Raw genomic sequence first — 25927 nt, 5'->3', positions numbered from 1 at the left:
CGGGGCGTCTCAGGAAAGTGTCGTGCGCAACAGGATGACGTTGTAGTCGCCCCACCGCGAGGCGGTGAAGTAGAGATCCGTATCCGTGGACCACGGGTGGATGAACGGAGCGTAGAGACCACCGATCTCGCGGTGGGTGACCAGCACGCGGGCCTCGCTCCACGGCCCCTCGGGTCTCGCGGACGTCCTCATCTCGATCGTGCCGTTCGCCTCGTTGCCGTAGAGCATGACGAACTCACCGCCCAGGAACTGCACCGACATCTCCCCGACGGCGGGTGGCACGTCCGGTGTGGCAGCTGCTGCACCGTTCGCGGGAGTGCCCCGAGCTGCGGTCCTGATGATTCCGTGCCGGTGATCCCGTGCCGATGATCCCGTGCCGAAGGATCCGGAGCCCGAACCCGAGCCGGGGAGTTCCCGAGTCGCAGGGTTGGGCGTGCGCCGCGGGGGCGGAGACCGCCATGAGTCCGAGTGCGAGCAGTGCAAGTACCGCTGTCAGGCACGTTCGTATCGATCGGGTCACGACATCACCGCCGCCCGGTCACACGGGACGCATGCGTGTGGGAGGTGCCACTTGGTCGAGGTGGGGTATGGCGCGATACACTGCTGGGCATGCAGCGCGTGCTTCTCCTCGGCCGCCGCGGCGGGATCTGACCAGACCGGCTTCCCGTCGCGGGGTTTCGACGCGCCGGTCGATATTCGATCTGGGCCCACAGGTCCCCTTTTCTCTTTGGAGTTACGTCATGTCACCCGCCGACGCTTTCACCTCCGGCTCGCGCACCATCACGCCGCCGAGCAAGCCGGCCCCGGCCGACCAGCCGTCGTGGAACAAGCAGAAGAACTCGTCGATGCCGACCTACCGGTACCGGCCGTTCGCCGAGGAAGTCGAGTCGATCTCGCTGCCCGACCGCACCTGGCCCGACAAGATCATCGATCGCGCCCCGGCGTGGTGCGCCGTGGACCTGCGCGACGGCAACCAGGCGCTGATCGACCCGATGAGCCCCGCCCGTAAGCGGCGCATGTTCGATTTGCTCGTACGCATGGGCTACAAGGAGATCGAGGTCGGTTTCCCGTCCGCGAGCCAGACCGATTTCGATTTCGTCCGCGAGATCATCGAGGACGGCGCGATTCCCGACGATGTCACCATCCAGGTGCTGACGCAGTCCCGCCCCGAACTGATCAAGCGCACCTTCGAGGCGTGCGCCGGGGCGCAGAACGTGATCGTGCACTTCTACAACTCGACGTCGATCCTGCAGCGTCGCGTGGTGTTCCGCGCCGACAAGGAGACCGTCGAGAAGATCGCGACCGACGCCGCGGAGCTGGTGCTCGAAGAGGCGAAGAACCACCCCGACACCAACTGGCGCTGGGAGTACTCCCCCGAGTCGTACACCGGAACCGAGCTGTCGTACGCCAAGGATGTCTGCGACGCGGTCGTCGAGACCTTGGGCGCGACCCCCGAGAACCCGGTGATCATCAACCTGCCTGCCACCGTCGAGATGGCCACCCCCAACGTCTACGCCGACTCGATCGAGTGGATGCACCGCAACCTGGCGAAGCGCGACTCGATCATCCTGTCGCTGCACCCGCACAACGACCGCGGCACGGGTGTCGCCGCGGCCGAGCTGGGCTACCAGGCCGGTGCCGACCGCATCGAGGGCTGCCTCTTCGGCAACGGTGAGCGCACCGGCAACGTCTGCCTGGTGACCCTGGGCATGAATATGTTCAGCCGTGGCGTCGACCCGCAGATCGACTTCTCGAACATCGACGAGATCCGCCGCACGGTCGAGTACTGCAACCAGCTGCCCGTCCACGAGCGCCACCCCTACGGTGGCGACCTGGTCTACACCGCCTTCTCCGGCAGCCACCAGGACGCGATCAACAAGGGCATCGACGCGATGAAGGTCGACGCCGAAGCCGCCGGTGTCGACGTCGACGACCACACCTGGGCCGTACCCTACCTGCCGATCGACCCGAAGGACGTCGGCCGCACCTACGAGGCCGTGATCCGCGTGAACTCGCAGTCCGGCAAGGGCGGCATCGCGTACATCATGAAGCACGACCACGGCCTGAACCTGCCGCGTCGCCTGCAGATCGAGTTCTCGCAGGCCGTGCAGAAGGTCACCGACGGTGATGGTGGCGAGGTCAGCCCCAAGGAGATGTGGGACATCTTCCACGAGGAGTACCTGGCCCCGGTCTCGCCGCTCGAGCGCATCCGGCAGAAGGTCACCGCGGCCGAGACCGACGACGGTGAGGACAGCATCGCCGCCGTGCTGAAGGTCGACGGCGTGGAGAAGGAGATCTCCGGCAGCGGCAACGGCCCGCTGGCGGCCTTCGTCGACGCCCTCGAGTCGCTGGGTTACCAGGTGGCCGTTCGCGGTTACGCCGAGCACGCCATGTCCGCCGGCGACGACGCCAACGCCGCGGCCTACGTCGAGGCCGACGTCACGCGTCCCGACGGCACGACCGTCCTGGTGTGGGGCGTGGGCATCGCCCCGTCGATCACCACGGCGTCGCTGCGCGCGATGGTCTCCGCGGTGAACCGCTCGCACCGCTGATCCGTCTCCGAACCGAATGCGGTGGACCCATGAGGGTCCACCGCATTCGTCGTTTTCGGGGATTTTCACCCCGACAATTCATCTCGCAAATACCGTTTCGGGCAATTACCGCACTCTCCGGAAAGATACAGTTCCGAATGTTCGACGAGAACGAACCCGTTCACGGGTGATATCCGTCGAATTCCGCAATTCTCGTCCCGCAGAGTCGTTCTGCTCGAACCCCGGAGTGTGCGTATGGAATTCATGGACATCATCTGGTACATCATCGTCTGCTTCGCATTCATCGCGTACCTCATCATGTTGTGGATGATCATCGGGGATCTGTTCCGCAACCGCGAACAGTCCGGCTGGGTCAAGGCGATCTGGATCGTCTTCCTGTTCGTCTTCCCGTGGCTCACAGGCCTGATCTATCTGATCGTCCACGGCACCGGAATGGCAGAGCGCTCCGCGAAGGAGGCCGCGCAGTACAAGGCCGTGCAGGACGACTACATCCGCTCGGTCGCCGGCAAGTCGCCCGCCGAACACATAGCCGACGCGAAGAAGCTGCTCGACGAGGGTGTCATCGACCAGGCCGAGTTCGACGCACTGAAGGCCAAGGCACTCGCCTGATCCCGCGCGACCACCCGTTCGTTCACATCGACAGCTTCCGTGCCGCTGCGGCCCGGAAGCTGTCGAGCACGGCACCCACGGCTGGCCGTCGCGCCGCTCCCGGGCGAGTGACGAGCTCGTAGATCCGCGCCGCACGTACACCGGCCAGCGGCAGGCGCACCAAGGCGGGATGCAGAACCGAGTACCGCGGCAGCAGGGCCACCCCGTGCCCCGCCGCGACGAGTTCCTCGATGACACGGAAGTCGTTGATGCGGTGCACAACCCGAGCACGGATACCCGTCACCGCCGCGACGGAGAGCAACACGTCGTCGACGGGGAATCCACCCCGCACGCTGATCCAGCGCTCCCCCACCAGTTCGTCGACCTGCACGCGGTCCTGCGCCGCGAGCCGGTGCCCGGGAGGGAGGACGACATCGATCGGTTCGCGCATGAGCGTCTCGACGTGGACACGCGGCCCGGACAGCGGAGCCGAACGCTCGTCGCGGTGGGTGAGCACCACGTCGTAGTCGGCGAGCAGTGCGGGCGCGGCCGAGGCCGGGACGTCCTCGTCGCTCACGTCCAACTCGACGCCGATCGCCCCGGCCGCCTCGAGCACGGCCGGCAGCAGGAGTGCTGCCCCGGAGGGGAACGACGCCACGCGCACCCGTCCGCGGGGCGACCGCGCATAGGCGGTCATCTCGTCGGCGGCCCGGTCGAGGGCGTCGAGCACCTCGTCGGCGCGCACCACGAGCGCACGACCCGCGTCGGTGAACCGCAGGCGTCGGCCGTCGGGTTCGAGTAGAGGCACTCCCGCCTCCCGGGCGAGCACCTTGAGCTGCTGCGAGACGGCTGACGGTGTCATCGACAACGCTGCGGCTGTCGCAGCCACGGTTCCGCGGTCGGCGAGTTCGCGCAGTATCCGCAATCGCACGACGTCCATGTAGTAAAACTACATACTTTCTTCAGAAACATTCGCTTGTACTGATTGTTTCCTGCGCAAAGAATTGACGGCATGTCGTTCCGGGACCGTCTGCTCGCGTTCACCGTCGTGGTGCTCTGGGGATGCAACTTCCTCGCGATCAGACTGGGCCTCGACCACTTCCCGCCGTTCTTCTTCGCCGGACTGCGCTTCGCGATCATCGCCGTCCCGGTCCTGCTGTTCGTCCCGCGACCCGCCGTTCCCCTGCGCTGGCTCCTGCTCTACGGCGCCGGGTTCGGCTTCGCCCAGTTCGCCTTCCTGTTCTGGGCGATGGAGGCCGGTCTACCCACGGGCCTCGCGTCGCTCGTACTGCAGTCGTCCGCGCCCTTCACGGTCCTGCTCGCCGCACTGTTCCTGCGCGAACGGCTCGACGGTGTCCGCCTCGCCGGTCTCGTCGTCGCCGTGTCCGGCATGGTGATCGTCGCCGTGGGGCAGGGCGCCGCGGACGCGAGCCTGCTCCCCATGACCCTCGCCTTGCTCGCCGGTCTGTCGTGGGCGGTCGGCAACATCGCGACCCGCAAAGCGGGCGCCGCCGACCCCATGCGCCTGATGCTGTGGATGTGCGTCGTGCCCGTGCTCCCCTTCTTCGGGATCTCCTGGTTCGCCGAGGGCCCGCATGTCTGGTCCACCCTCGGCACCGCCGTCACCACCGTGGACGGGGGCCTGGCGCTGGCCGGACTCACCTACGTCGTCCTGGCGGGCACGATCGCCGGCACCGGCATCTACGCCTCGCTGCTGTCGCGCTATCCCGCCGGGACCGTCGCGCCGCTCTCCCTCATGGTGCCGGTCGTCGGGTTTACCGTCGCGTGGATCACGCTCGGCGAGCGACCGGCACCGTCCTCCCTGATCGGCGGTGTGATCGTCATCGTCGGAGCCCTCGCCGCCCAGGGCGGACACCGCAGTGTGACGAGCAGGACGCTCCTCCGGCGACACAACGCTCCCGCGCCTGTGGAACACTCGCCGACGTGGGAACCAGCACAGGAATCACCGCACGTGGACGGCTCGCATTGCGCGCAGCCCGAGCCGCCGCGTGGGCGTCCCAGAAGGCCGGACGCGGTAAGGGCTCGATGATCGGAGGGCTCGTCGCCCTGAAGATCGACCCGGCACTGATGAAGCAGCTCGGCCACGGCCGGCAGACCGTGCTCGTCACCGGGACGAACGGCAAGTCCACAACGACCCGTATGACGGCCGCCGCGCTCGAGACGATCGATTCGGTCGTCACCCAGGCGGACGGCGCGAACATGGACGCCGGGATCGTCGCCGCGCTCGCCACCGATCTCCGGGCGCCGCTCGCCGCGATCGAAGTCGACGAACTCCACACCCCGCACGTCGCCGACGCCCTCGAGCCCCGCGCGATCGTGCTGCTCAACCTCACCCGCGACCAGCTCGACCGAGTCGGCGAGATCAACATGATCGAGCGGAAGCTGCGTGAGGGCCTGAAGCGGCATCCCGACGCCGTGATCGTCGCGAACTGCGACGACGTGCTCGTCACGTCCGCCGCCTACGACAACCCGAACGTCGTGTGGGTCGCCGCCGGCGCCGGCTGGGCCAACGACTCGGTGAGCTGCCCGCGCACGGGCGAGCCGATCGCCCGCGAAGGCGACCACTGGTACAGCACCGGCTCCGACTTCGCCCGGCCGACACCGGACTGGTGGGTCGACGACGAGAACCTGTACGGACCGGACGGCCTCGTCCTCCCGCTGAAGCTGACCCTCCCCGGTCGCGCCAACCGGGGCAACGCCGCCCAGGCGGTCGCGGCCGCCGTCGCCCTCGGTGCCGATCCGGCGAAGGCCGTCGCTGCCGCCTCGGTCGTCGAAGAGGTCGCCGGTCGCTACAAGACGGTGCAGGTCGGACCGCATTCGGTGCACATGCTGCTCGCGAAGAACCCCGCCGGCTGGCAGGAGGCCCTGTCGATGATCGACCCGACCGTCGACGGCCTGGTGATCGCCGTCAACGGTCAGGTGCCCGACGGTGAGGACCTGTCGTGGCTGTGGGACGTCCGCTTCGAACACTTCGAAGGCGTGCAGGTGGTGGCAGCCGGAGAACGCGGCACCGATCTCGCCGTCCGCCTGACCTACGCGGGTGTCGAGCACACGCTGGTGCCGGATCCGCTGAAGGCCATCGCCTCGTGCCCTCCCGGCCGCGTGGAGGTGCTCGCCAACTACACCGCGTTCCGCGATCTCAACACCGCCATCGCCAGGAGAGCTGCCCATGTCTGAGTCGACCGTCCGCATCGGACTCGTCCTGCCCGACGTGATGGGCACCTACGGCGACGGAGGCAACGCCCTGGTGCTGCGCCAGCGCCTGCGGATGCGCGGCCACGACGCCGAGATCGTCGAGATCGGACTGAACGATCCCGTCCCCGAGTCCCTCGATCTCTACACCCTCGGTGGTGCCGAGGACGCCGCGCAGCGACTGGCCACGCGGCACCTGCAGCGTTATCCGGGTCTGCAGCGCGCCGCCGAACGCGGAGCGCCCGTGCTGGCCATCTGTGCCGCGATCCAGGTGCTCGGCCACTGGTACGAGACGTCCTCGGGCGAACGCGTCGACGGTGTCGGCATCCTCGACGCGACCACCTCGCCGCAGCAGACCCGCGCGATCGGCGAGATCGTCATCCGCCCCACCCTCTCCGGCCTCACCCAGCCGCTGACGGGATTCGAGAACCACCGCGGCGGAACGACTCTCGGGTCCGATGCCACCGGACTCGGCCGCGTCGACCGCGGTGTCGGCAACGGCGTGGGCGACGGACTCGAAGGTGCCGTGCAGGGTTCGGTGATCGGCACCTATCTGCACGGTCCCGTGCTCGCCCGCAATCCCGAGCTCGCCGATCATCTCCTGATGCGCGCTCTGGGAGTCGACTCGCTGCCGCCGCTGGATCTGCCCGAGGTCGATCTGCTGCGGCAGGAACGGTTGCGCGCCTGAGTGATCAACCGTGCGCGGCGATGTGTTCGAGGACCAGCCGCGCGAGCTTCTCCGGCTCCTCGTCGGGAATCCAGTGGCTCGTACCGACGAGCGTTTCCCGTCGGTACGGCCCACTGACGTAGTGGGCCGTCGCGTCGACCCCGGCGGATCCGATCGCCCGCTGGTGAAGAACGAGCGCAGGAACGCCGTCGGATGCGGAACGGACACCGCCGTCACGGTGCGGACGAGATCGGGACGATGCGCCGCGAGCACCCCCGCGACGGCAGCTCCCCAGTCGTGGCCGACAACGTGCGCGCGACCACCGGGTACCGACTCGATGAGCGCCGCGACGTCGCCGACGAGCAGGTCGAGGCCGTAGTCACGGCGGCGGGGTGGTGGGGCGCCGGGCGAGTAGCCGCGCTGATCCGGGGCGAAGGTGCGAACCCGCGGCGTGCAAGTGGGGCGCGACCGCCTCCCAGACGCCCTGTGCAACCCCTGCTGCAGTCGCGGCGATCGGCCGCGAAACCTCCCCTGAACAGGGGTTCGGCCCGGTGATTCGCTTTACGCGTTCTCCGGGCCGGATCTCTGCTTCACGAGCTTCTCTCTGTCGTCCGCGGACGTCTCATAAGCTCGATTCGCACCTTCGATGTTAGCTACGTCACAGTGCGAACGCAAGCCCTTTTCACGACGCCGGCCGGACCGGGGCGAGGGGGAATCCCAGAGTCGCCCAGTCGTGCAGTCCCCCGCGGTAATAGGCGAGCGCGGACGAGGGATATCCGGCATCGATCAGCTTCCGGATCGCATCGGGCGACTGAGGGCACTGGGGACCGTTGCAGAAGACGATCGTCGTCCGGGCGGGGTCGAGCTCACCCCTCCTCTCGACGATGTCCTCGTGCGGGATGTTCACGGCACCGGGGAGGCTCACCCCGCTCCGGGAATCGGGCACCCGCGTGTCCACCAGCGCAGCGCTCCGGTCGAGCAGTTCGATCACCTCGAGTTCACCGACGGTTGCCACGCCCGCCGCCACCTGCATCGGCTGCACCTCGCCCCAGGTCGTCTCCACCACCGTGCGGTCGGCTTCACCCTCCAGCGGGCGGGGAACGTTCTGGGGATCGCCGTCGCGCGTACGATCGGCACGCCTGATCTGCTGCTCGTTCGTCACGAGCCGGACTCTACGGGAGAGCAGTCGCGCTTCGCGGGATTGCCGGAATCCCACTCCCGCTGGGCGAGCATCGCCGTGCCCATCCATCGTCGCAGGTAGCGGCGCAGATCGTCGTCGGAGCGTGGCGGGGTTCCCGGCGAGACGAAGAACGACTGCATCGTGCGCAGCACGTACTCGACCAGCTCCGCGAGGGAGTCGTCGTCGTAGCCGTGTTCCTCCCAGTCGACGTCGAACCGCTTGATCATCGCCATGCCGAACATCCACGCCTCCTCCGAGGCGATCGCTTCGGGATGCGGGTTCGAATAGGTGCTCGACAGCAGGATGCCGAGATGCGGGGTGCGACGCACCTCCGCGAGCGTGTAGACCACACCTTCGGTCATGGCCTCGACCGGATCGTCGAGTCCCGCGACCTGCCGGGTGAGTCGTTCCAGGAATCCTTCGACCGAGGCGATGGCGGCCGCACGCATGAGGGCGTCGGCGCTCGGGAAGTAGCGGTAGACCGTCTGGCGGATCACGCCCAGGGACTGGGCCACATCGGCGATGCTGATCTCCGCGCCGGTCCGGTCGATCAGGTCGACGGCAGCGGCAACGATCCGCTGCGACGCCTCTTCGTCGCTGGCGGGAGGACTCCCGCCCCACCCACGTCTACGTGCCACTTCGCGCTTCCTCGAACCGTCGCCTGGAGAAGGCCCGACGGTAACACGGCCGACCTCGGTGGATGTGGTCCGAAACGGGCTTCCGTGAGCGGATGGGACACCTATCATACACATGACGCATTTCGTGTATGGTCACGCCGATCGGGGCCTCCCGGCTCGTTAGAGGTCCTCCCGACCGTGTCCCGAAACAGGTCCACAGCCAGCCCGGCGTCGACGAGACGAGGTACCGCCCCATGACGAACCTGCAGGTCCGCAAGATGCGTTTCGCATTCGCGGATTACGACGTGCCGTTCCTGTGGAACGAGGAGAACCCGGCCTTCTCGAGCATGGCCAACGCCGTCTCGTTCCTCGCGATCGGCTTCGAGAAGATGATCGTGAACATGATCCGCGAGATCACCCCGCGCATCACCGATCCCGAGGTCCTCGAAGAGGCCAACGCCTTCATGTACCAGGAGGGGCAGCACTCCACCGCCCACCGGCAACACGTGAAGGGGCTGATCAAGAGCTATCCGGGACTGCAGGAGACGCTCGACGACGTCATCGGCGCCTTCGACAAGCTCACCGCCGAGACCTCCGCCGAGTACCGCCTCGCGTACACCGCCGACCTCGAGGCGACCTTCACCCCCGTCTTCAAGCTCATGCTCGACAACGACTCGGCGCTCTTCCGCCCCGGCGACGACCGGGTCGCGTCGTTGTTCATCTGGCATTTCGTCGAGGAGGTCGAACACCGCAGTTCGGCGCTCATCATCTTCGACGCGGTGGTCGGCAGCGATCTGTACCGCATGCGTCAGGCCCCCTCGGTGTTCAAGCACGTGCTCGACGTCATCGCCATCGCGTGCGAGGGCTTCAACAAGCATGTGCCGCTGCAGGAACGGAAGATCGACACGATGTCGATGTTCGCATCGCACCGCCGTAAGCAGAACCTGCGGCGCCGGTTGCCGTTCCTCCAGTACCAGGATCACGGCCCGATGCCGCGCGCCTTCGACGTCCTGCCGCTCGGCGAACAGCTCGTCGCGCTGGTGGGCATCATCCGCAGCCAGATGCCCAAGCACAATCCCGACCACGAGAAGCTGCCGGCCCTCGCCGACGTGTGGTTCCGTCGATTCGACGAAGGCTACGACGTCTCGCACTGGTACACGGCGGAAACCGTGGGCGGGAGGAACAACTGATGTCGGACCTGTGCTCGCCCACCTTTGAGGACCTCTCGACCCGCCTCGGATTCTCGTGCGACGAAGCCGGGGGGATCTTCGAACTGCGCAGCCCGTTCGCGCTGGAGAACTGGACGCTGCCCGTCCTCGAGCTGACCATCGTGCTCGGGGCGGTGCTGATGCTCGTGTACGCGATCGTCCGGCTGCGGCGCACCGGTGACGCCACGAACCTCGTCGTCTGGCTCGGCACCCTCGCGTTCCTGTTCATCATCGAACCGCTGCTGTACTTCCCCGACGCCTTCGGCGTGGAGGACTACCTCGACACGATGTTCGCGCACAACGTGTTCACCGTCGAGTTCATGTGGGGACGCCTGCCGCTGTACATCATCGCGATCTACCCGATGATGGCGACGATCGCGTTCGACATCGTTCGGATGCTCGGGGTGTTCCGGCAGTACGGCACCGTCGTCGGCGCCGTCTGCGTGGGCTTCGTCCACCACGCCTTCTACGAGATCTTCGATCACCTCGGACCGCAGCTGCGGTGGTGGGAGTGGTCGCTCGACAACCCGATCAACCAGCCCTTCTTCGACTCCGTTCCGCTCCCGAGCGTCGTGGTCTTCGCTGCCCTGTGGCCGATGTCGCTCGCATTCTGCGCGCAGTTCTTCGTCGGCCGGCACATCGACGCCGGTCGCACCTTCGGCGGGCTCGAACTGACCTGGCGCACGGTCACCGTCGGACTACTCGCGTCCGTGGGTGTGGTGATCCTCCCTGCGCCGGCGACCGTCATCGGCATGGGCAGCACGACGGTTCGGGCAACGATCTACGCGGCCGAACTCGTGATCCTGTCGATCGTGGCGATCTACGTGCTCTCACGCCAGTGGTCCCGGCTGCGGAGTACACCCACGGATCGGCCCTATTCGAACGACCTCGTCCGCTGGTACGCCGTCGCCTATCTCGCCGTGATGGCCGTGCTGTGGATCAGCGCTCTGCCCGACTGGTTCTCCGCCGTCGACGGGGTCACCGAGGCGGGCGACCCGATCGGCAGCCTGTGGTACACCGTGGCGTGCTTCGTCGTCGCGATCGCCTGTGTCGCTGCGACCTTCACCGTCCCGCGCGAGGCCGATGCGAGTCCGGACGACACGGCATCGAAGACGCTCACCGAGGCCTGACAGATCCGACGGAGCCGGCCCGCGCTACCGCGCGTCGGCTCCGTCGAGCAACCACCGGTCGCCGACCCGCTTCAATGTGATGACGAAGCGGGTCGCGTCGGTGCGTCCCTCCGGCACGACGACGAACGAGGACACGGACCGCAGTGGTCCGGTCCCCGTTCGTTCGTACGAGGAGTGAGCCGGGGATCAGCCCTGGGCGACGGCGGGGAGACCGCCGCGGAGTTCACCCTTGACGACCTTGCCGCTCGCGTTGCGCGGCAGGGCGTCGACGATCACGACCTCCTTGGGGTGCTTGTACCGTGCGAGGTGCTCGTCCAGGTACGGCTGGAGCTCGTCGAGGGTGAGGTCGTCGTTGCCGGGTTTCAGCGCGACGACGGCGACGGGCACCTCGCCCCACTTCGCGTCGGGGCGACCGATGACCGCGGCCTCGAGCACCTTGGGGTGCCCGAACAGGACGTTCTCCACCTCGGCGCAGTAGATGTTCTCGCCACCCGAGATGATCATGTCCTTCTTGCGGTCGACGACGTAGACGAAGCCCTCCTCGTCGACGCGCACGAGGTCGCCGGAATGGAACCATCCGCCGTAGAATGCCTCGCTGGTAGCGGTGGGGTTGTTCCAGTACTCGCGCATCATGGTGGGACCGCGGTAGACGATCTCGCCGACCTCACCGGGAGCGACGTCGTTCATCTCGTCGTCGACCACACGCGCCTGGATTGTGGGGATGACCCGGCCCACGGAGCCGAGTTTGCGGATGGCGTCGTCGCCGTCGAGCACGCAGGTGATGGGCGACATCTCGGTCTGGCCGAAGACCGCCACGTTGAAGGCATCGGGGAAGGTCTCCGCCATGGCCCGCAGGATCGTGTCGGAGCTCGGCGCCGCACCCCAGGAGATGTTGCGCAGCTTCAACTTCCGCGGCTCGGCCTGCTGCGCGGCGCACATCGCCTGCCACTGCACCGGCACGAGAAACAGGCTGGTGACGTTCTCGGCCTCGAGCACGTCGAGCAGTTCCTCAGGGTCGAAGGCGCCGACCGGGTGGATGACGGTGGGCGTGCCGAGCATCAGGCTCGGCGCGATCGAGCCGAGGGCCGCGATGTGGAACATCGGCGACGCGCAGAAACCGATGCCCGATTCGTCGAACAGACGGAAGGCCCGGATGCAGGTGAGCGACTGCGCTTCGAGATTGGAGTGGGTGAGCACGGCGCCCTTGGGCCGGCCCGTCGTGCCCGAGGTGTACATGATGAGCGCGGGCGTGTCGTTCGGGATCTCAACCGGCGGGTGGGGTTCGCCCTCTTCGGCGACGAGTGCCTCGTAGGAGAGCGAGTCGCCTTCCGGCTCGACTCCGACCGTGATGGACAGTTCGATGCCCTCCGCCTGGCCACGCGCGGCGGCGGCGAGCGGGACGAGCGGCCCCTCCGCGACGATCGCCGTGGCGCCGGAATCGCCCACGAGGAAGGCGACCTCGGGTGCGGTGAGGCGGAAGTTCACCGGCACGGCGATGGCACCGAGGGCGTTGGCCGCGAGCACGATCTCGACGTACTCCGGACGGTTGAGCATGAGGATGATGATGCGGTCGCCGAAGCCGATGCCGCGACGCGAGAGTGCATCGGCGAGCTTCTCGACACGCGTGTCCAGCTGCGACCAGGTGATGGTCTCGCCGCGGAATCGGAAGGCCGTGCGATGGGGAATCATCAGGGCGTGGCGCGCCACCTGATTGTTCCAGTTGTTGCTACGGAAGCGGGTGGCGTCGGAGCCGACCGCTTCGGAAACGACAGAGGGGGGAACCATCGATGATCCTCTCGTGACGTGGCGGGAGTGCGGGCACGGCCTGTTCCGAGCCGTCGATGTGTGAGGCACATTACAGACCCGGAACGGTTTGGGCCAGAGCTTTTGTTAATGGAGATTCCACGAATGCGGACCGCCTCGCTCCAGGCGTCGTCGCCGAGCGAGAACGGGTGAAAGAGGCAGAAAACACTGGTCGAGCGTTGGTTTCACCGGACGGGAGCGGGTGTTCGACGAGCACGTCGGTTCCTACTCCCGTCCGGAAAGTTCCTTGTCGATCCTCCTAGAACCATGCCGGAAAGGATCGTCCCGTCAGGCGAAGCGAGCGGGACGCTTGTCCAGCATCGCCATGGCACCCTCCGCGAAGTCGGCTGAGCCGAGGAGCTCGATCTGACCGTCCTTCTCCCGCGCGAGCGCCGCGTCGAGCTCGCCGAGCGTCGAGGCGTTGAGGGCCCGCTTCGTCAGTTCCAGGGCACGTCGCGGACCGGATGCGGTCCGCGAGGCGACGGCGTCGACGTGCGCGGCGAGTTCGGCGTCGGGCAGGGTGCGGGCGACCAACCCGAACCGGTCGGCGTCCTGCGCGGACACCCGCTCGCCGAGCAGTGCCATCTCGGCGGCCCGGGCCCGCCCGATCGCGGCCGGAACCAGCAGGCTCGCGCCGCCGTCGGGCATCAGTCCGATGTTGACGAAGGCGAGCAGGAAGTACGCGCTCTCGGCCGCGTAGGTGAGATCGGCCGCGAGGGCGATCGAGACACCGACGCCCGCCGCGGGACCGTTGACCGCCGCGACGACGGGCACCGGGACGGATGCGATCGTCCGGACCAGTTCGTTGGCGGTGTCCATGACGACACCGGGGTCCTGCGGATCCGCCGCTCCCGCAGCCAGGTCCGCGCCCGTGCAGAACGCCGATCCCTCACCGGTGACGACGATCGTACGGACGCGTTCGTCGTCGCCGGCCGCCTTCACCGCGTCGCTCAGCGTCTTCATCGTGGTCAGGTCGATCGCGTTCATCCGGCGCGGACGCGTGATGGTCAGTCGCAGGATGCCGTCGGCGAGTTCGGACCGCAGGCTCTCGGTGGTGGTCGAGGTCATGCGCGCACCGCCCGATCTGCACCGGCGATGTCGTTCAGGCGACCCGTGATGATGGCCTCCGCCTCGGCGACCATGCGGTCGACCAGTTCTCCGACGGTGGGGATGTCGTGGATGAGCCCCTGGCTCTGCCCGGCCGTCCAGATGCCGGCGTCGAGTTCGCCGTCCTCGAAGACCTTGCGGCCTCGGGCGCCGGCGACCAGGTGGGCGATGTCGCCGAATTCGGCTCCGCGCGATTCGATCTCGACGACCTCTTCGCTCACCGCGTTGGTGGCGACACGAGCGGTGTTGCGCAGCGTGCGGAAGATGAGCTTCGTGTCGAGTTCGGTGTTGCGGACGATCTGCTCCTTGACCTCGTGGGCCACGGGCGATTCGACCGTGCACATGAAGCGGGTGCCCATGTTGACGCCGTCGGCGCCGAGCGCGAGTGCCGCCACGAGCCCGCGGGAATCGGCGATGCCTCCCGACGCGATCACGGGAATGTCGAGCTTGCTCGTCGCGGCGGGGATGAGGATCAGGCCCGGAACGTCGTCCTCGCCCGGGTGCCCGGCGCACTCGAAGCCGTCGATGCTCACGGCGTCCACGCCGATGCGCTCGGCCTTGACCGCGTGCCGCACGCTCGTGCACTTGTGGATCACCTTGATGCCGGCGTCCTTGAAGTGCGGCAGGTGGTCGGCCGGGTTGAAGCCGGCGGTCTCGACGATCTTCACGCCCGAGTCGATGATCGCCTGGCGATACTCGGCGTACGGCGGCGGATCGATCGACGGCAGGATCGTGAGGTTGACGCCGAACGGCTTGTCGGTGAGTTCGCGTGTCCGTTCGATCTCGCGGACGAGATCCTCCGGGGTGGGCTGGGTCAGTGCAGTGATGAAGCCGAGCGCTCCCGCCTCCGCCACGGCGGCCACGAGTTCGGCGCGGCCGACCCACATCATGCCTCCCTGGACGATGGGATGCTCCACCCCGAAAATCTCGGTGAATCGGGTTCTCACGAGTCCTCCTCGGTCCTTCGAAAAGTGCCGCTGTCGTGACGGTTCCGTATGCGCCCAGCGGTGACGCAGCTGAAGAATTGGTGCTAACTTTGCGGTCTGGGTGCTGGTTTGTCAATACGTTCTACCCTGCAGTTTTGGCCATTCTTACCCAAAAGTAGTGTTTCTCCGCAGGGGGTTCGACTGTTACCTTTGAGGCCGACGAACATTCACCGCGACATCGCGGCCGGCAACAGGATCCACGACGAGGAGGCAGGGTGCCCGAACAAGCGCAGGCCGGGGCACGCACAGCCGCCAAGACCGGCACCCCGACCCCCACCGTGCGGCGCCGGCCGAAGAACCGCAAAGCACAGATCGCCACGGTCGCGGCCGAGGCGTTCAGCGAACGCGGCTACCACGGCGTGAGCATCGACGAGATCGCCACTGCCGTCGGCATCTCCGGCCCCGCCCTGTACCGGCACTTCCCGAACAAGTACGCCCTGTTCCACCACGCCGTGGTCACCCTCGCCGACGCCCTCGGTGCCGCCCTCGCGGAGTTCGACGAGCAGAGCGGAGCGAACGCCACCGGACTCGCCGCCGCCGAGGAGCTCGAACGCAAACTCCTCGCGCTCATCCGCACCACGATCGAGAACCGCCGGACGGGCGGGTTGTACCGCTGGGAACGCCGCTACCTCACGGGTGAGGACCACAGTGAGATCCGCTCGAAGACGCGGGCACTCAACCGCCATCTCGCCCGCACGGCCGCGCGGCTGCGGCCCGATCTCACCGACGACGACTACGTGCTGCTCAGCAGCGCGATGCTCAGCGTCATCGGCTCCATCACCACTCACCGCGTTCCGCTGTCCAACCGGCGCCTGCAGCAGCTGCTGCTCGACGCGTGCACAGCGGTCGCGGCAACCGACCTGGTGCCCGACATCGACGAACCCGCACCGACTCCCGAGCCGGGCGGGTTGTCCGTGGCGAACAAGCGCGAGGTCCTCCTGCACGAGGCCGTGCTGCTCTTCGACGCCCGGGGCTATCACGAGGTGAGCATCGAGGAGATCGGTGCTGCGGCAGGTATCAACGCGTCCGGCGTCTACCGTCACTTCGCGAGCAAGGCCGATCTGCTCGCCGCCGCCTTCCACCGGGCCGGTGATCGCGTCGCGATGATCATCGGCGAAACGCTCACCGACTCGACGACCTCCGCGCAGGCCCTCGACGTCCTCACCGAGGCGTACGTCCGGATGTCGTTCGAGAACAGCGAACTGATGTCGGTGTACTTCGCCGAGATCGGCAACCTGCCCGCGCACCATCGCAGCGACCTGCGGAACATCCAGCGGCTCAACATCGAGGAATGGGCCCGTCTGGTCGGGGAGCTCCGCCCCGAGCTGCCCGCCGTCGAATGCCGTTTCCTCGTGCACGCCGCGCTCAACCTCGTGCTCGACACCGGCAACCTCGTGCACTTCCTGCCCACCCCCTCCCGGCAGCGCAGGGTGCAGCAACTGATGCTCTCGGTACTGCTCGGCGACACCGGTTCGCCGGAGGCGGTGGGATGACCCGCACCAGGGCCGCAGCGGTACTCCGCGAGTACGGTGCACCGCTGAGGCTCGAGACCGTGACCGTGCCCGAACTGCGCGACGACGAAGTGCTCGTACAGATCCACGGGGTCGGGATCTGCCACACCGACCTCACCGCCGCCGCGGGAGGCGTTCCCGTCCCGAGGCCCGTCGTACCGGGACACGAGGGTGCCGGAGTCGTCACGGAACAGGATTCGACGATCGTCGTCTTCGATCTCGGCGCCGTCGGCACGGCCGCGGTGATGACAGAACGGATTTCCTTGTGCGAGCACATCATCGGCGTCGCCCCCGATCCACGACGGCACGGGCTCGCGCGATCGCTCGGGGCCACCGAGGTCCTCTCCCCCGACGATCACGACGACCTCGGACGCCATCTGCGTCGCCTCACCGGCGGTGGTGCCGGCGATGCGGTGGAGTCCGTGGGCGCCGAATCCGTGATCCGGCAGGCACTGTCGTCGCTGACCAGCCCCGGTGTCTCCTTCCCGAACTGGCCGCGCCGTGGCGCGACGGGCACTTTCCGCTCGACGAACTCGTGCAGACCTTCGATTTCACGAAACTCGACGACACTCTCGCCGCTGTCGACTCCGGCGAGATCATCAGAGCCGTACTCACTTTCGACATCCGGGGGAACACATGAACGTCGTCCAGCGACTCGAGGAACTGCGCGCCCGCACCGACCGGATCGATCCTCGCGAACTCGATGCTCTCTGGGAGCATCTCACTCCGGCACGCCTCGACGATCTCGTCGGATACCGGTGGAAGGGTTACAGTTTCGACACCGGGCACCGCACCCACACACTGCTCGGCAGGTCGCGGTGGTACGGAAAGACGTTCGCGTCGGTGTCCGAGGTCCAGCCGCTCGTGTGCTACGGCGAGGACGGCGAGTTGTTCTCCGACACGAAGACCGGACGCGGCGAAGCGAGCCTGTGGGAGATCGTCTTCCGCGGTGAGGTGACGGCGACGATGGTCTACGACGGCATGCCGGTCTTCGACCACTTCAAGAAGGTCGACGACGACACCGTCGTCGGGGTGATGAACGGCAAGGGCTCGCTGGTGTTCGACGACGGCGAGCACTACTGGTTCGGTCTCGAACGCGACACCGCCGTGTGATCGTCGGACGGGAAACGCACCGTGGCCGGACGCGCGTCCGGCCACTCGGCGTTCTCGGCGGAGAGCTCAGATGACGTGTCCGTGCGCCTTCATTCGGCGGCGCATGTCGTTGAGGTAGTAGGTGGCCGACAGCTGTCGGATCGGCCTGGGCACCGCGCGGTAGATCGGCGGGACCACCTTCCAGAACAGGTCGAAGCGCCGCTGGTCGCGCGGGCTCCACGGCAGCGCGAATTCGTCGCGCATGCGTTGCGGGAGAAGACCGATCGTCATGAAGCGCTGCAGCGGCACGAGGGCGCGAACGGGAAGCGGGGCGTCACCGCCGGTGAGGAGATCGCGGGTGAACGAACGCACCTTCCGGTCGACCTCGAAGGTCGCGATCATCTCGTCCCAGTACCTGTCGAACTCCTCCCGCGTCTTCGGCCACATATCGTCCTCGACCTGCAGGGCCGTGCCGTAGACCGCGGACTGGCGGTAGATGCGTTCGATGTCGGCATCGGTGACAGGCCCGAACATCCGCCGGTACATGTCGACACCGTTACGGTACAGCGTTGCGGCGACCCACAACTGGAGTTCGGGATCGAAGGCGTTGTAGGTCTCCGAGCGCACCGGGACGTGCGCCTTGTTGACCATCCGGACGATCTGCTTCTTCTCCTCGGGAGTACCGAGCGTGACCGCGTAGACGTAGGTCATCGTGGTGCGCAACCGGTCGAGCGGCCGCTGCAGGGTGGTGCTGTGACCGGCGACGCCGTGCCCGACACCGCGCGATGCCAGCTGCAGGAGGACCGTCGCGCCGGCGCCGAGCAGGAGCATCGACTCTCCGACGAAGTCGGCCAGTTCGACCGAGCCCGCCGGAAGCGGAGCGGGGGTCGCCACCGGTTCGTCGGTGGTGACGGTGGGGACGCGCTCTTCGGCGTGGGTCGTCATCGGAGGTCTCCTGATGGTGAAAGCACTGGTGCAGCACTGTCATACAAATTGCGCACACCCGTACTCAGATATGCAAGTGCCTATCCGGGAGGCGAATCGACACCCGCTCGCTCGCGGTGGGCGACCAGACGCGCGGCCGCGTCCTCGAACTGCACCAGAGTCTGCGTGATCACCTCGCTGTGGTCCTGCGCGGCGATCGCCTCGATCAGCTTCGTGTGCGATCGGATGGCGAGCGTTCCCCACTCGGCGTCGCGCGCGTAGAGGCGGTACGGAATCGTGCGCGCGGCGGTGTTGAGGAACCACGCGAGCTTGGGGCTGTCGGCGATGCGGTTGAGCTCGCGATGGAAGTCGAACTCCGCGTCGGCGATCCGCTCGATGTCGGGTGTCACTCCCTCCGGGGCAACGACGAGCCTGCGCAGCCTCTCGTTGAGTTCGGACAGACGCTCGAGGTCGGCCGGCGTGGCACGGTCGACCGCTCGGAGCGCGAGCTCGACGGCGATCTGTCCCTGCAGCCAGAAGATGTCGTCGATGTCGCCGCGCGTGAGGGGCGAGACCCGGTAGCCGCGGTTCGGGGCGGATTCGACCATCCCCTCCCCGCGCAGCGTCAGCAGCGCCTCCCGGACCGGGGTGACGCTGACGCCGAGTTCGACGGCGGTCTCGTCGAGCCGGATGAAGTCGCCCGGACGCAACACGCCGGACATGATCGAGCCGCGGAGGTGACCGGCCACCTCGTCGGAAAGCTGCGGACGGCGCCGTACGGCCCCCTCCGAACGTCGGGATGCCGCAGCGTGATCCGCCGCTGTCCCGGGGCTACGTGTCGGTGCCGCCATCGTGTCTCCTGTAGGAATCCGGACAACTGCGCACGGGGGTTGTCCAATTGTCCCGCGAACGCCTAATGTGATGTCCACTACAGCTATCACATCAAATATATGTGATGTGGTTCACCAGGAAGTGTCGAACATGACCCAGAACCTCACCAGTCCGAAGAACGCGAAGAGCAGCTCGGACAAGGCATCCACGGCAGCGAACACCGACACCTTCGCCAGCCTCGACCCCCGGAACGGCGAGGTGATCGCCGAGTATCCGGTCGCCGACGAGGCCGCCGTGGGCGCGGCCGTCGAGCGCGCCCGCGTCGCCGCGCGCTGGTGGGAGGCGCAGGGCTTCCGCGGCCGCCGCGACTGGCTCCTCGAGTTCAAGAAGGCCATCGCATCCGACGCGACCTCGCTCGCATCGGTGGTGGCGAAGGAGACCGGTAAGCCCTTCGGCGACGCCTTCCTCGAAGTCATGCTGGCGGTCGAGCACCTCGACTGGGCGGCCAAGAACGCCAAGAAGGTGCTCAGGCCCCGCAAGGTGCCCTCGGGCGTCGCGAGCTTCAACCAGGCCGCGACCCTCGAGTACAAGCCCCTCGGTGTCATCGGCGTGATCGGCCCCTGGAACTACCCCGTGTACACCCCGATGGGTTCGATCGCCTACTCGCTGGCCGCCGGCAACGCCGTCGTCTTCAAGCCGAGCGAGCTCACCCCCGGTGTTGCGAAGTGGCTCGAGGACAAGTGGAACTCGATCGCCCCCACCCAGCCGGTCTTCCAGGTCATCACCGGTCTCGGTGAGACGGGTTCGGCGCTCGTGCGTTCGGGTGTCGACAAGGTCGCCTTCACCGGCTCCGGCCCCACCGCCCGCAAGGTCATGGCGGTGTGCGCCGAGTCGCTCACCCCGCTCGTCGCCGAATGCGGCGGCAAGGACGCGATGATCGTCGCGGCCGACGCGAACATCGACGAGGCCGTCGAGTTCGCCGCCTTCGGCGCCTTCGGCAACGCCGGCCAGACCTGCGCGGGCGTCGAGCGCATCTACGTCGAGGAGCCTGTCTACCGCGAGTTCCTCGACAAGCTCACCGCCACCGTCCGGCGCGCGAAGCCGGGCGGCGACGAGGACTCCACCTACGGCCCTATGACGCTTCCGCGCCAGGTCGACATCGTGCGCAGTCACATCGAGGACGCCCTGAAGTCCGGTGGCAAGGCCGTCCTCGGCGGACTCGATTCGGTGCAGGAGCGCATCGTCGAGCCCGTCATCCTCACCGACGTGCCCGAGACCTCGGCCGCGGTGTGCGAGGAGACCTTCGGCCCGACGGTCGTCGTCAACAAGGTTCGCGACCTCGACGAGGCCGTCGAACGCGCGAACGGCACGAACTACGGTCTCGGTGCGTCGATCTTCACGCGCAACAAGAAGAAAGGCCGTCAGCTCGCCGAGCGCCTGCGCAACGGCATGGTGTCGGTCAACTCGGTGCTCGGCTTCGCCGCCATCGCCTCGTTGCCCTTCGGCGGCATCGGCGAGTCCGGCTTCGGCCGCATCCACGGCGCCGACGGCCTGCGCGAGTTCAGCCGTCCCAAGTCGGTCACGGTGGCGAAGTTCAGCTCGCCGCTCAAACTCATGAGCCTCGAGCGTCCGGAGCGCGATCTGAAAATCTCGCGAGCGATGCTCCAGTTCATGCACGGAAGGTGAGCCGATGACGACCACTCCCCCGCGCACTCGCAGCCGAAAGGCCGCCGTCGTCGCGAAGCCCGAGGCACGCATCGAGAAGGCCGGTACGTTCCCACCCCCGAACAGGGACCCGCACCCGAAGCGTGGGCGGATGGGCTGGGTCGAGGTGATCGAGGAGCTCGACCCGGTCACGCAGCACCAGGACATCGTGCGGATCACCGCCGGTTACGAGTTCCCGTGGGACTACCAGCGGTCGCTCGAGTTCGCCCTCTTCCGCACGTACTGCGTGCCCAGCATCTCGGAGTTGCTCGCCCGCACCGGCGAGTTCGAGAAGCGGCCGCAGAAGCGGTACGACGACACGGCGCTGCTGATGGCCGAGCTGGTCGAGCACGGCTACGACGCCGAGCGGGGACGCGAGTCGCTGCGCAACATCAACCGGATGCACGGCAAGTACTCGATCGACAACGACGACATGCTGTACGTCCTGTCGACCTTCGTGTACGACCCGCTCGACTGGATCGACCGCTACGGGTGGCGTCGCCTGCACCCGAAGGAGCGGCTGGCGTCGTTCTACTTCTACCGCCAGGTGGGCATCCGGATGGGCATCAAGGACATCCCGGAGTCGTTCCAGGAGTTCCACCGGTTCAAGCTCGAATACGAGCGCGAGAAGTTCACCTACAGCGACGACAACCACGCCATCGGCACCTACACGCTGCGCCTGTTCCAGTCGTGGTACCCGAAGGTGCTGAACAAGGGCATCGAGAAGGTCGTTTTCGCGCTGATCGACGACCGCATGGCGTCGGCGTTCGGTTTCCCGAAGAGCTCACCGCAGCTGACGGAGATCGTCGAGGGCGCGCTGCGGGCACGGTCGGCGTTCGTGCGGCGACTGCCGAAGCGACGCGTGTCGCTGTCGGCGGGCAACGCCACCAACCGGACGTATCCGGGTTACCCCCTCGGTTACCGTCCGAACGATCTGGGCGTCGAACACTGACGCACCGACAGACCTGGGGGACAGGAGGGGCGGCCCCGCATTCCTGTTTCACCACCGGGGTGCGGGGCCGTAACTGTTCCGGGAGGAGCGGGCCGGGCTCAGTTCTCGACGGGCCGCAGGGCCTGCTTCGACGGGAGCGCGAAGCCCGAGACGAAGACGACCACGGCGCAACCGGCGCACACGAGATAGGCGATCACGAAGCCCGCGGTGCCGATGCCGAGCCCGCCCCCGAGGGTGTGGGCCGCGAGCACCGAGGCGACGACCGCGCTGCAGACGGTGCTGCCCACGGTGCGGAGCAGGACGTTGACGCCGTTCGCCGCGGCGTTCTGCGACAGCGGCACCGCGCCGAGGAGGAGCACCGGCAGCGTGCAGTACACGAGCGACGTGCCGATCGCCGCGACGAAGATGGCGGCGACGACGAGCCACAGCGGCTTGCCGGGCACCGCGTGGACGCTGTAGCCGGCGAGCAGGAAGACCGCTCCGGTCATGATCGTGATCTTGGGTCCGAAACGTTCGGTGATCCGGGAGGCCACGATCGCGAAGATCATCATCGCGAAGCTCGCGGCGAGCTGGCAGGCCGCGGCCTGGAGGATGGTCAGGTCGTATCCGGCTCCGTGCCCGGACGGCGCCTGCAGCAGCTGCGTGGTGATGAGGGTGTTGCCGTAGAAGGCGAACCCGACGAGCAGTGCCGACAGGTGCGGCGCGAGGACGGAACGGCGGGCCGAGACACGCAGGTCGACGAGCGGGTTGCGGTTGCGCAGCTGCTGCACTCCCCAGAGCACGAACAGCAGCACCGACGCGGCGAACGAGAGCAGCACCGCGGGGCTCGTCCAGCCCCACGTGCTGCCCTGGGTGATGGGCACGAGCAGGCACACCAGGGCGGCGGACAGGCCGGCGGCGCCCACGGCGTCGAAGCGACCGCCGGTGCGGGTGTCCGATTCCGGGATGACGATCCACGCCGCGAGGGCGACACCGGCGCCGATGGCGGCGGTGGTCCAGAAGAGCAGGTGCCAGTCGGCGAACTGGACGATGGCGGCCGCGAACGGGATACCGACCGCGGTGCCGATGCCGAGGGTGGAACTGAGCATCGCGATCGAGCGCTCCACGTGCTCACGGGGCAGGACCTCGCGAAGGATCGCCATGCCGATCGGCAGCACCGCCGCGCCGGCGCCCTGCAGGCCACGGGCGACGATGAGCAGTCCGATGTCCGAGGTCAGCGCGCAGATCAACGAGCCGAGGGTCATGAGCGAGAACGCGATGAGGAGCATCCGCTTCTTGCCGATCATGTCGGCGAGACGGCCGAAGATGGGCGTCATCACCGCACCGACCAGCAGGGTGCTCGTCACCAGCCACGAGACGGCGGTGGTTCCGGCGCCGGTGAAGCCCGGCATGCTCGGCAGGAGCGGCACCATGACGGTCTGCATGATGGCCTGGAAGACGGCACCGACCGCGAGAACCGGGAAGACGAGATGCCGCAGGTTGCGCGTCTTCTTCTCCGCCGGTCCGCTCGCCTTCGTCGTTCCGGACGCCGAGCGCGTCGGCGCGGAGGCGGACCTACCCGCCACGTGCAGGCGCAGGGGGAGCGAGATCGACATCGACACCCCCTCCTCGACAAACAGGTAAATAGCCGTTCACCACATTAGGTGAACGGCTATTTACCCTCAAGAGGAGTGACCAAGGTCATTCGTGCCGCTAAGAACCGTCTCCGTCGAGCAGTCGCTGGACCAGTGGCGCGTACAGCGCCACCACTTCCTCGACCGTGCCGGTCGCGCGCTCCTGCATCATGCGACGCCGCATGATCGCCAACCCCATCAACGCCGACATCGCCAGCTCCGCCCGGAGGCGGGCATCCGGCCCCGGAAGCCTCGCGGCGAGAGCGTCGACCATCTGCGTGGAGTAGTTGTCGCGGAGCATGCGGTTGCTCTCCTCGCTGCCCCCGCTCATGAAGAGGATGTTCATCGACAACGGCTTGTAGGGCTCGAGTGGGCGGGCGAACATCGCGACCATCCGCTCCCCCAGGCTCTCGAGCGGCCCCTCGAACAGCACCTGAGCGCCGTACTGGAAGTCGACGAGCTCCTCGTACAACTGCTCCTTCGAGCCGAAGTACTTGATGATCAGCGGCGCGCTGACACCCGCTTCCTCCGCGATGTCCTTGAGCGTGATGTCGCGGTAGGGACGCGTGGCGAACGCCTTCCCGGCAGCGTCGATGATCAGCTTCCTGGTCTCGTCGGAAGTCCGGCGACGCTTCTCGGGCTCACCCCGATGCGATGCCTCCGTGCTGCGCACGGTCACATCGCCCGCCTCCCCGACAACGCTCGTCCGAGCGTCAGTTCGTCGGCGAACTCGAGATCGCCACCCATCGGCAGACCCGACGCGAGGCGGGTGACGCTCAGCCCCGGGAAGTCGCGCAGCATGCGCACCAGATAGGTGGCCGTCGCCTCGCCCTCCGTGTTGGGGTCGGTCGCGATGATCACCTCGGAGACGTCGACGCCGTCCTCCTGGTTGCCGATGCGGGTGAGCAGTTCGCGGATGTGCAGCTGATCGGGACCGACGCCGTTGAGCGGGTCGAGCGCACCACCGAGGACGTGATAGCGCCCCCTGAACTCACGGGTGCGTTCGATCGCCTGCACGTCCTTCGGTTCCTCGACCACGCAGATCACCGTGCGGTCGCGGCGAGGATCGGAGCAGATCCGGCAACGCTGCTGGTCGGAGACCGTTCCGCAGACCTCGCAGAACTGCACGCCGTCGCGGATCCGCTGCAACGCCGCCTGCAGGCGGTCGATCTCGGGCGGCTCGACCGAGAGCAGATGGAACGCGATGCGCTGGGCACTCTTCGGGCCGACGCCCGGAAGCTTGCCCAGCTCGTCGATGAGGTCCTGTACCGGTCCTTCGTACAACGCCGACCTCTAGAAACCGGGCAGGCCGGGGATTCCGCCGCCGAGCCCACCCGCGAGCGGACCGAGCTTCTCGGCCGCGATCTCCTGGGCCTTCGCCGAGGCGTCGGCGATCGCACCGACCACCAGATCCTGCAGGGTCTCGACGTCCTCGGGGTCGACGACCTTCGGATCGATCTTCACGGACACGACCTCGCCCGTGCCCTTCACCGTCGCCGTCACGAGGCCACCGCCGGCCTGGCCGGTCACCTCCGCCTGCGCCATCTCGTTCTGTGCAGCGGCGAGCTGCTGCTGCATCTGCTGGGCCTGGGCGAGGAGTTGCTGCATGTCGGGCATTCCACCACCGGGTTGCACGGCACGTCCTTTCTGCACGTTTGTGATGCCAGCCTAGTCGCCGCGTATCGGGGTCGACACAGACGCCGAGGTCGACGGAACCGGGCTCAGTCGACTTCCTTCTTCAGGTTCTCGAGCACCTGCTGCTGGATCTTCTTCAGGCCGAGCGGCGCGAACGTCTTCTCGAAGAAGCCCTTGACGCCACCGGCACCCTTCCACTGAGTGAGCACGACGACCGTCGAACCCGTCCCGTTCGGCACGACGCTGTAGGTCGTCACGAGCGAGGAGTTGGCATCCGTCTCCGTGACGGTACTGCCCTTCACCGACACGGTGGCCTGCACGTCGCGCTGACGCTTCTCCGTGGCCTGGAGGATCCAGTGCACGACGGTGCCGTCGCCGCGACCGCCGGAGATCACGCGGTAGTCGCGGTAGTGCTCGGTGAGGATGCGCGGGCGCACGGTCTCGTAGTCGGCCAGGGCGGTGAGCACCACCTCGGGAGCTGCCGCCAACTGGATCGAACTGCTTGCGCTGACCTGTGCCATGAACGACTCCTTCTACTTCTTCCGCGCTGATGCGGGCTCGAATGTGCCTGTGACGACAGCATCCATCCTGCCCTGCGCGTTCCGGGACGGATG

The 25927-nt window shown here is 67.4% G+C and carries 25 protein-coding genes and 2 pseudogenes; 12 read left to right on the top strand and 15 right to left on the bottom strand.

Annotated features, from left to right (window positions below; genetic code table 11):
- Window positions 1–9 precede the first annotated feature (9 nt).
- Window positions 10–282: a DUF4185 domain-containing protein gene (locus BO226_RS23160; protein ID WP_332260656.1), complete on the bottom strand. Its 273-nt coding sequence runs from the start codon at window positions 280–282 to the stop codon at window positions 10–12.
- A 458-nt stretch (window positions 283–740) separates the two neighbouring features.
- Between BO226_RS23160 and leuA the strand changes: the two genes are divergently transcribed.
- Together leuA and BO226_RS23150 are read left to right on the top strand one after the other, a co-directional pair.
- A complete protein-coding gene (gene leuA / locus BO226_RS23155) occupies window positions 741–2552 on the top strand; it encodes a 2-isopropylmalate synthase (protein WP_024102798.1) in 1812 nt (603 codons plus the stop codon).
- Window positions 2553–2786: 234 nt separating this feature from the next.
- The gene (locus tag BO226_RS23150; RefSeq protein WP_006552449.1) at window positions 2787–3161 is read left to right on the top strand and encodes an SHOCT domain-containing protein; all 375 of its coding nucleotides are present in this window, start codon (window positions 2787–2789) and stop codon (window positions 3159–3161) included.
- 22 nt (window positions 3162–3183) lie between these two features.
- Here the strand turns inward: BO226_RS23150 and BO226_RS23145 are convergent, their stop codons facing one another.
- Window positions 3184–4080, bottom strand: coding sequence for a LysR family transcriptional regulator (locus tag BO226_RS23145; RefSeq protein WP_071936172.1), 897 nt, complete (start codon window positions 4078–4080; stop codon window positions 3184–3186).
- 72 nt (window positions 4081–4152) lie between these two features.
- Here BO226_RS23145 and BO226_RS23140 point away from each other — a divergent pair, with 72 nt between their 5' ends.
- Genes BO226_RS23140 through BO226_RS28245 form a run of 3 tightly spaced genes read left to right on the top strand, consistent with a single transcriptional unit; the run spans window position 4153 to window position 7041 of the window.
- Window positions 4153–5190 (top strand): EamA family transporter, encoded by a 1038-nt coding sequence (locus BO226_RS23140; RefSeq protein WP_071936171.1) that lies wholly within the window; start codon window positions 4153–4155, stop codon window positions 5188–5190.
- Window positions 5085–6338, top strand: a complete 1254-nt coding sequence (locus BO226_RS23135) for a Mur ligase family protein (RefSeq protein ID WP_024102795.1) — start codon at window positions 5085–5087, stop codon at window positions 6336–6338. Before BO226_RS23140 ends, BO226_RS23135 begins: the two co-directional genes overlap by 106 nt.
- On the top strand, window positions 6331–7041 hold the full coding sequence (locus BO226_RS28245; RefSeq protein WP_006552453.1) for a type 1 glutamine amidotransferase: 711 nt from the start codon (window positions 6331–6333) through the stop codon (window positions 7039–7041). The genes BO226_RS23135 and BO226_RS28245 overlap by 8 nt, the downstream gene beginning before the upstream one ends.
- Before the next feature lie 147 nt (window positions 7042–7188).
- Here the strand turns inward: BO226_RS28245 and BO226_RS28240 are convergent.
- The 3 genes and pseudogenes from BO226_RS28240 to BO226_RS23115 all read right to left on the bottom strand — a co-directional run.
- Window positions 7189–7512: pseudogene (locus BO226_RS28240) on the bottom strand (alpha/beta fold hydrolase); the annotation flags it as partial.
- Between the two features lie 190 nt (window positions 7513–7702).
- A complete protein-coding gene (locus BO226_RS23120; protein WP_071936170.1) occupies window positions 7703–8182 on the bottom strand; it encodes a rhodanese-like domain-containing protein in 480 nt (159 codons plus the stop codon).
- Window positions 8179–8838, bottom strand: a complete 660-nt coding sequence (locus BO226_RS23115; RefSeq protein ID WP_071936169.1) for a TetR/AcrR family transcriptional regulator — start codon at window positions 8836–8838, stop codon at window positions 8179–8181. The genes BO226_RS23120 and BO226_RS23115 overlap by 4 nt, the downstream gene beginning before the upstream one ends.
- A gap of 233 nt (window positions 8839–9071) precedes the next feature.
- On the opposite strand from BO226_RS23115, the gene BO226_RS23110 reads away from it, so the two are divergent.
- Both BO226_RS23110 and BO226_RS23105 read left to right on the top strand, forming a co-directional pair.
- On the top strand, window positions 9072–10007 hold the full coding sequence (locus tag BO226_RS23110) for a metal-dependent hydrolase (protein ID WP_071936168.1): 936 nt from the start codon (window positions 9072–9074) through the stop codon (window positions 10005–10007).
- A complete protein-coding gene (locus BO226_RS23105; RefSeq protein WP_071936167.1) occupies window positions 10007–11155 on the top strand; it encodes a hypothetical protein in 1149 nt (382 codons plus the stop codon). Before BO226_RS23110 ends, BO226_RS23105 begins: the two co-directional genes overlap by 1 nt.
- 186 nt (window positions 11156–11341) lie before the next feature.
- Here BO226_RS23105 and fadD5 read toward each other — a convergent pair whose 3' ends face one another.
- The 3 genes from fadD5 to BO226_RS23090 all read right to left on the bottom strand — a co-directional run bounded on the left by fadD5 (window position 11342) and on the right by BO226_RS23090 (window position 15012).
- Window positions 11342–12940: a fatty-acid--CoA ligase FadD5 gene (gene fadD5 / locus BO226_RS23100; RefSeq protein WP_006552459.1), complete on the bottom strand. Its 1599-nt coding sequence runs from the start codon at window positions 12938–12940 to the stop codon at window positions 11342–11344.
- Window positions 12941–13246: 306 nt separating this feature from the next.
- Window positions 13247–14026: an enoyl-CoA hydratase gene (locus tag BO226_RS23095; RefSeq protein ID WP_071936166.1), complete on the bottom strand. Its 780-nt coding sequence runs from the start codon at window positions 14024–14026 to the stop codon at window positions 13247–13249.
- Window positions 14023–15012, bottom strand: coding sequence for an NAD(P)H-dependent flavin oxidoreductase (locus tag BO226_RS23090; RefSeq protein ID WP_071936165.1), 990 nt, complete (start codon window positions 15010–15012; stop codon window positions 14023–14025). The genes BO226_RS23095 and BO226_RS23090 overlap by 4 nt, the downstream gene beginning before the upstream one ends.
- A gap of 254 nt (window positions 15013–15266) precedes the next feature.
- Here BO226_RS23090 and BO226_RS23085 point away from each other — a divergent pair, with 254 nt between their 5' ends.
- From BO226_RS23085 to BO226_RS23075, 3 genes and pseudogenes are all read left to right on the top strand, one after another.
- On the top strand, window positions 15267–16544 hold the full coding sequence (locus tag BO226_RS23085; protein WP_064061158.1) for a TetR/AcrR family transcriptional regulator: 1278 nt from the start codon (window positions 15267–15269) through the stop codon (window positions 16542–16544).
- Window positions 16541–16978, top strand: a pseudogene (locus BO226_RS26835) (alcohol dehydrogenase catalytic domain-containing protein); the annotation flags it as partial. The gene BO226_RS23085 and the pseudogene BO226_RS26835, both read left to right, overlap by 4 nt.
- 220 nt (window positions 16979–17198) lie before the next feature.
- A complete protein-coding gene (locus BO226_RS23075) occupies window positions 17199–17675 on the top strand; it encodes a DUF4334 domain-containing protein (RefSeq protein WP_071936164.1) in 477 nt (158 codons plus the stop codon).
- 66 nt (window positions 17676–17741) lie between these two features.
- On the opposite strand, the gene BO226_RS23070 is transcribed toward BO226_RS23075, so the two are convergent.
- Both BO226_RS23070 and BO226_RS23065 read right to left on the bottom strand, forming a co-directional pair.
- Window positions 17742–18599, bottom strand: a complete 858-nt coding sequence (locus BO226_RS23070; protein WP_071936163.1) for an oxygenase MpaB family protein — start codon at window positions 18597–18599, stop codon at window positions 17742–17744.
- 80 nt (window positions 18600–18679) lie between these two features.
- On the bottom strand, window positions 18680–19429 hold the full coding sequence (locus BO226_RS23065; RefSeq protein ID WP_198040587.1) for a GntR family transcriptional regulator: 750 nt from the start codon (window positions 19427–19429) through the stop codon (window positions 18680–18682).
- A gap of 130 nt (window positions 19430–19559) precedes the next feature.
- Between BO226_RS23065 and BO226_RS23060 the strand changes: the two genes are divergently transcribed.
- The gene (locus BO226_RS23060; RefSeq protein ID WP_071936161.1) at window positions 19560–21095 is read left to right on the top strand and encodes an aldehyde dehydrogenase family protein; all 1536 of its coding nucleotides are present in this window, start codon (window positions 19560–19562) and stop codon (window positions 21093–21095) included.
- A gap of 4 nt (window positions 21096–21099) precedes the next feature.
- Window positions 21100–22065 carry an oxygenase MpaB family protein gene (locus BO226_RS23055; RefSeq protein ID WP_060653912.1) on the top strand — a complete coding sequence of 322 codons (966 nt, stop codon included), beginning with the start codon at window positions 21100–21102 and terminating at the stop codon, window positions 22063–22065.
- A gap of 98 nt (window positions 22066–22163) precedes the next feature.
- On the opposite strand, the gene BO226_RS23050 is transcribed toward BO226_RS23055, so the two are convergent.
- From BO226_RS23050 to BO226_RS23030, 5 genes are all read right to left on the bottom strand, one after another.
- Window positions 22164–23660 (bottom strand): MFS transporter, encoded by a 1497-nt coding sequence (locus tag BO226_RS23050; protein ID WP_232238015.1) that lies wholly within the window; start codon window positions 23658–23660, stop codon window positions 22164–22166.
- A gap of 97 nt (window positions 23661–23757) precedes the next feature.
- Window positions 23758–24357 carry a TetR/AcrR family transcriptional regulator gene (locus tag BO226_RS23045; protein WP_071936160.1) on the bottom strand — a complete coding sequence of 200 codons (600 nt, stop codon included), beginning with the start codon at window positions 24355–24357 and terminating at the stop codon, window positions 23758–23760.
- Window positions 24354–24962, bottom strand: a complete 609-nt coding sequence (gene recR / locus BO226_RS23040) for a recombination mediator RecR (RefSeq protein WP_016693177.1) — start codon at window positions 24960–24962, stop codon at window positions 24354–24356. Before recR ends, BO226_RS23045 begins: the two co-directional genes overlap by 4 nt.
- A 9-nt stretch (window positions 24963–24971) precedes the next feature.
- The gene (locus BO226_RS23035; RefSeq protein ID WP_016693176.1) at window positions 24972–25295 is read right to left on the bottom strand and encodes a YbaB/EbfC family nucleoid-associated protein; all 324 of its coding nucleotides are present in this window, start codon (window positions 25293–25295) and stop codon (window positions 24972–24974) included.
- 104 nt (window positions 25296–25399) lie between these two features.
- Window positions 25400–25834, bottom strand: coding sequence for an SRPBCC family protein (locus BO226_RS23030; protein ID WP_071936159.1), 435 nt, complete (start codon window positions 25832–25834; stop codon window positions 25400–25402).
- Window positions 25835–25927 lie beyond the last annotated feature (93 nt).

The organism is Rhodococcus sp. 2G (assembly GCF_001886355.1).
In the GTDB taxonomy this organism is placed as follows: Bacteria; Actinomycetota; Actinomycetes; order Mycobacteriales; family Mycobacteriaceae; genus Rhodococcus; species Rhodococcus pyridinivorans.
The sequence above is the reverse complement of the archived record's forward strand: the minus strand, read 5'-3'. Positions and strand labels throughout refer to the sequence as shown.

Bases quoted from the DNA above. Each gene is read 5' to 3' on its own strand.
- BO226_RS23065 (WP_198040587.1), bottom strand. From the start codon at position 19,429: ATGGCGGCACCGACACGTAGCCCCGGGACAGCGGCGGATCACGCTGCG.
- BO226_RS23055 (WP_060653912.1), top strand. From the start codon at position 21,100: ATGACGACCACTCCCCCGCGCACTCGCAGCCGAAAGGCCGCCGTCGTC.
- BO226_RS28245 (WP_006552453.1), top strand. From the start codon at position 6,331: ATGTCTGAGTCGACCGTCCGCATCGGACTCGTCCTGCCCGACGTGATG.
- BO226_RS23150 (WP_006552449.1), top strand. From the start codon at position 2,787: ATGGAATTCATGGACATCATCTGGTACATCATCGTCTGCTTCGCATTC.
- BO226_RS23095 (WP_071936166.1), bottom strand. From the start codon at position 14,026: ATGACCTCGACCACCACCGAGAGCCTGCGGTCCGAACTCGCCGACGGC.
- BO226_RS23110 (WP_071936168.1), top strand. From the start codon at position 9,072: ATGACGAACCTGCAGGTCCGCAAGATGCGTTTCGCATTCGCGGATTAC.
- leuA (WP_024102798.1), top strand. From the start codon at position 741: ATGTCACCCGCCGACGCTTTCACCTCCGGCTCGCGCACCATCACGCCG.
- BO226_RS23035 (WP_016693176.1), bottom strand. From the start codon at position 25,295: ATGCCCGACATGCAGCAACTCCTCGCCCAGGCCCAGCAGATGCAGCAG.
- BO226_RS23050 (WP_232238015.1), bottom strand. From the start codon at position 23,660: ATGTCGATCTCGCTCCCCCTGCGCCTGCACGTGGCGGGTAGGTCCGCC.
- BO226_RS23060 (WP_071936161.1), top strand. From the start codon at position 19,560: ATGACCCAGAACCTCACCAGTCCGAAGAACGCGAAGAGCAGCTCGGAC.
- BO226_RS23070 (WP_071936163.1), bottom strand. From the start codon at position 18,599: ATGACGACCCACGCCGAAGAGCGCGTCCCCACCGTCACCACCGACGAA.
- fadD5 (WP_006552459.1), bottom strand. From the start codon at position 12,940: ATGGTTCCCCCCTCTGTCGTTTCCGAAGCGGTCGGCTCCGACGCCACC.
- BO226_RS23105 (WP_071936167.1), top strand. From the start codon at position 10,007: ATGTCGGACCTGTGCTCGCCCACCTTTGAGGACCTCTCGACCCGCCTC.
- BO226_RS23145 (WP_071936172.1), bottom strand. From the start codon at position 4,080: ATGGACGTCGTGCGATTGCGGATACTGCGCGAACTCGCCGACCGCGGA.
- BO226_RS23030 (WP_071936159.1), bottom strand. From the start codon at position 25,834: ATGGCACAGGTCAGCGCAAGCAGTTCGATCCAGTTGGCGGCAGCTCCC.
- BO226_RS23140 (WP_071936171.1), top strand. From the start codon at position 4,153: ATGTCGTTCCGGGACCGTCTGCTCGCGTTCACCGTCGTGGTGCTCTGG.
- BO226_RS23075 (WP_071936164.1), top strand. From the start codon at position 17,199: ATGAACGTCGTCCAGCGACTCGAGGAACTGCGCGCCCGCACCGACCGG.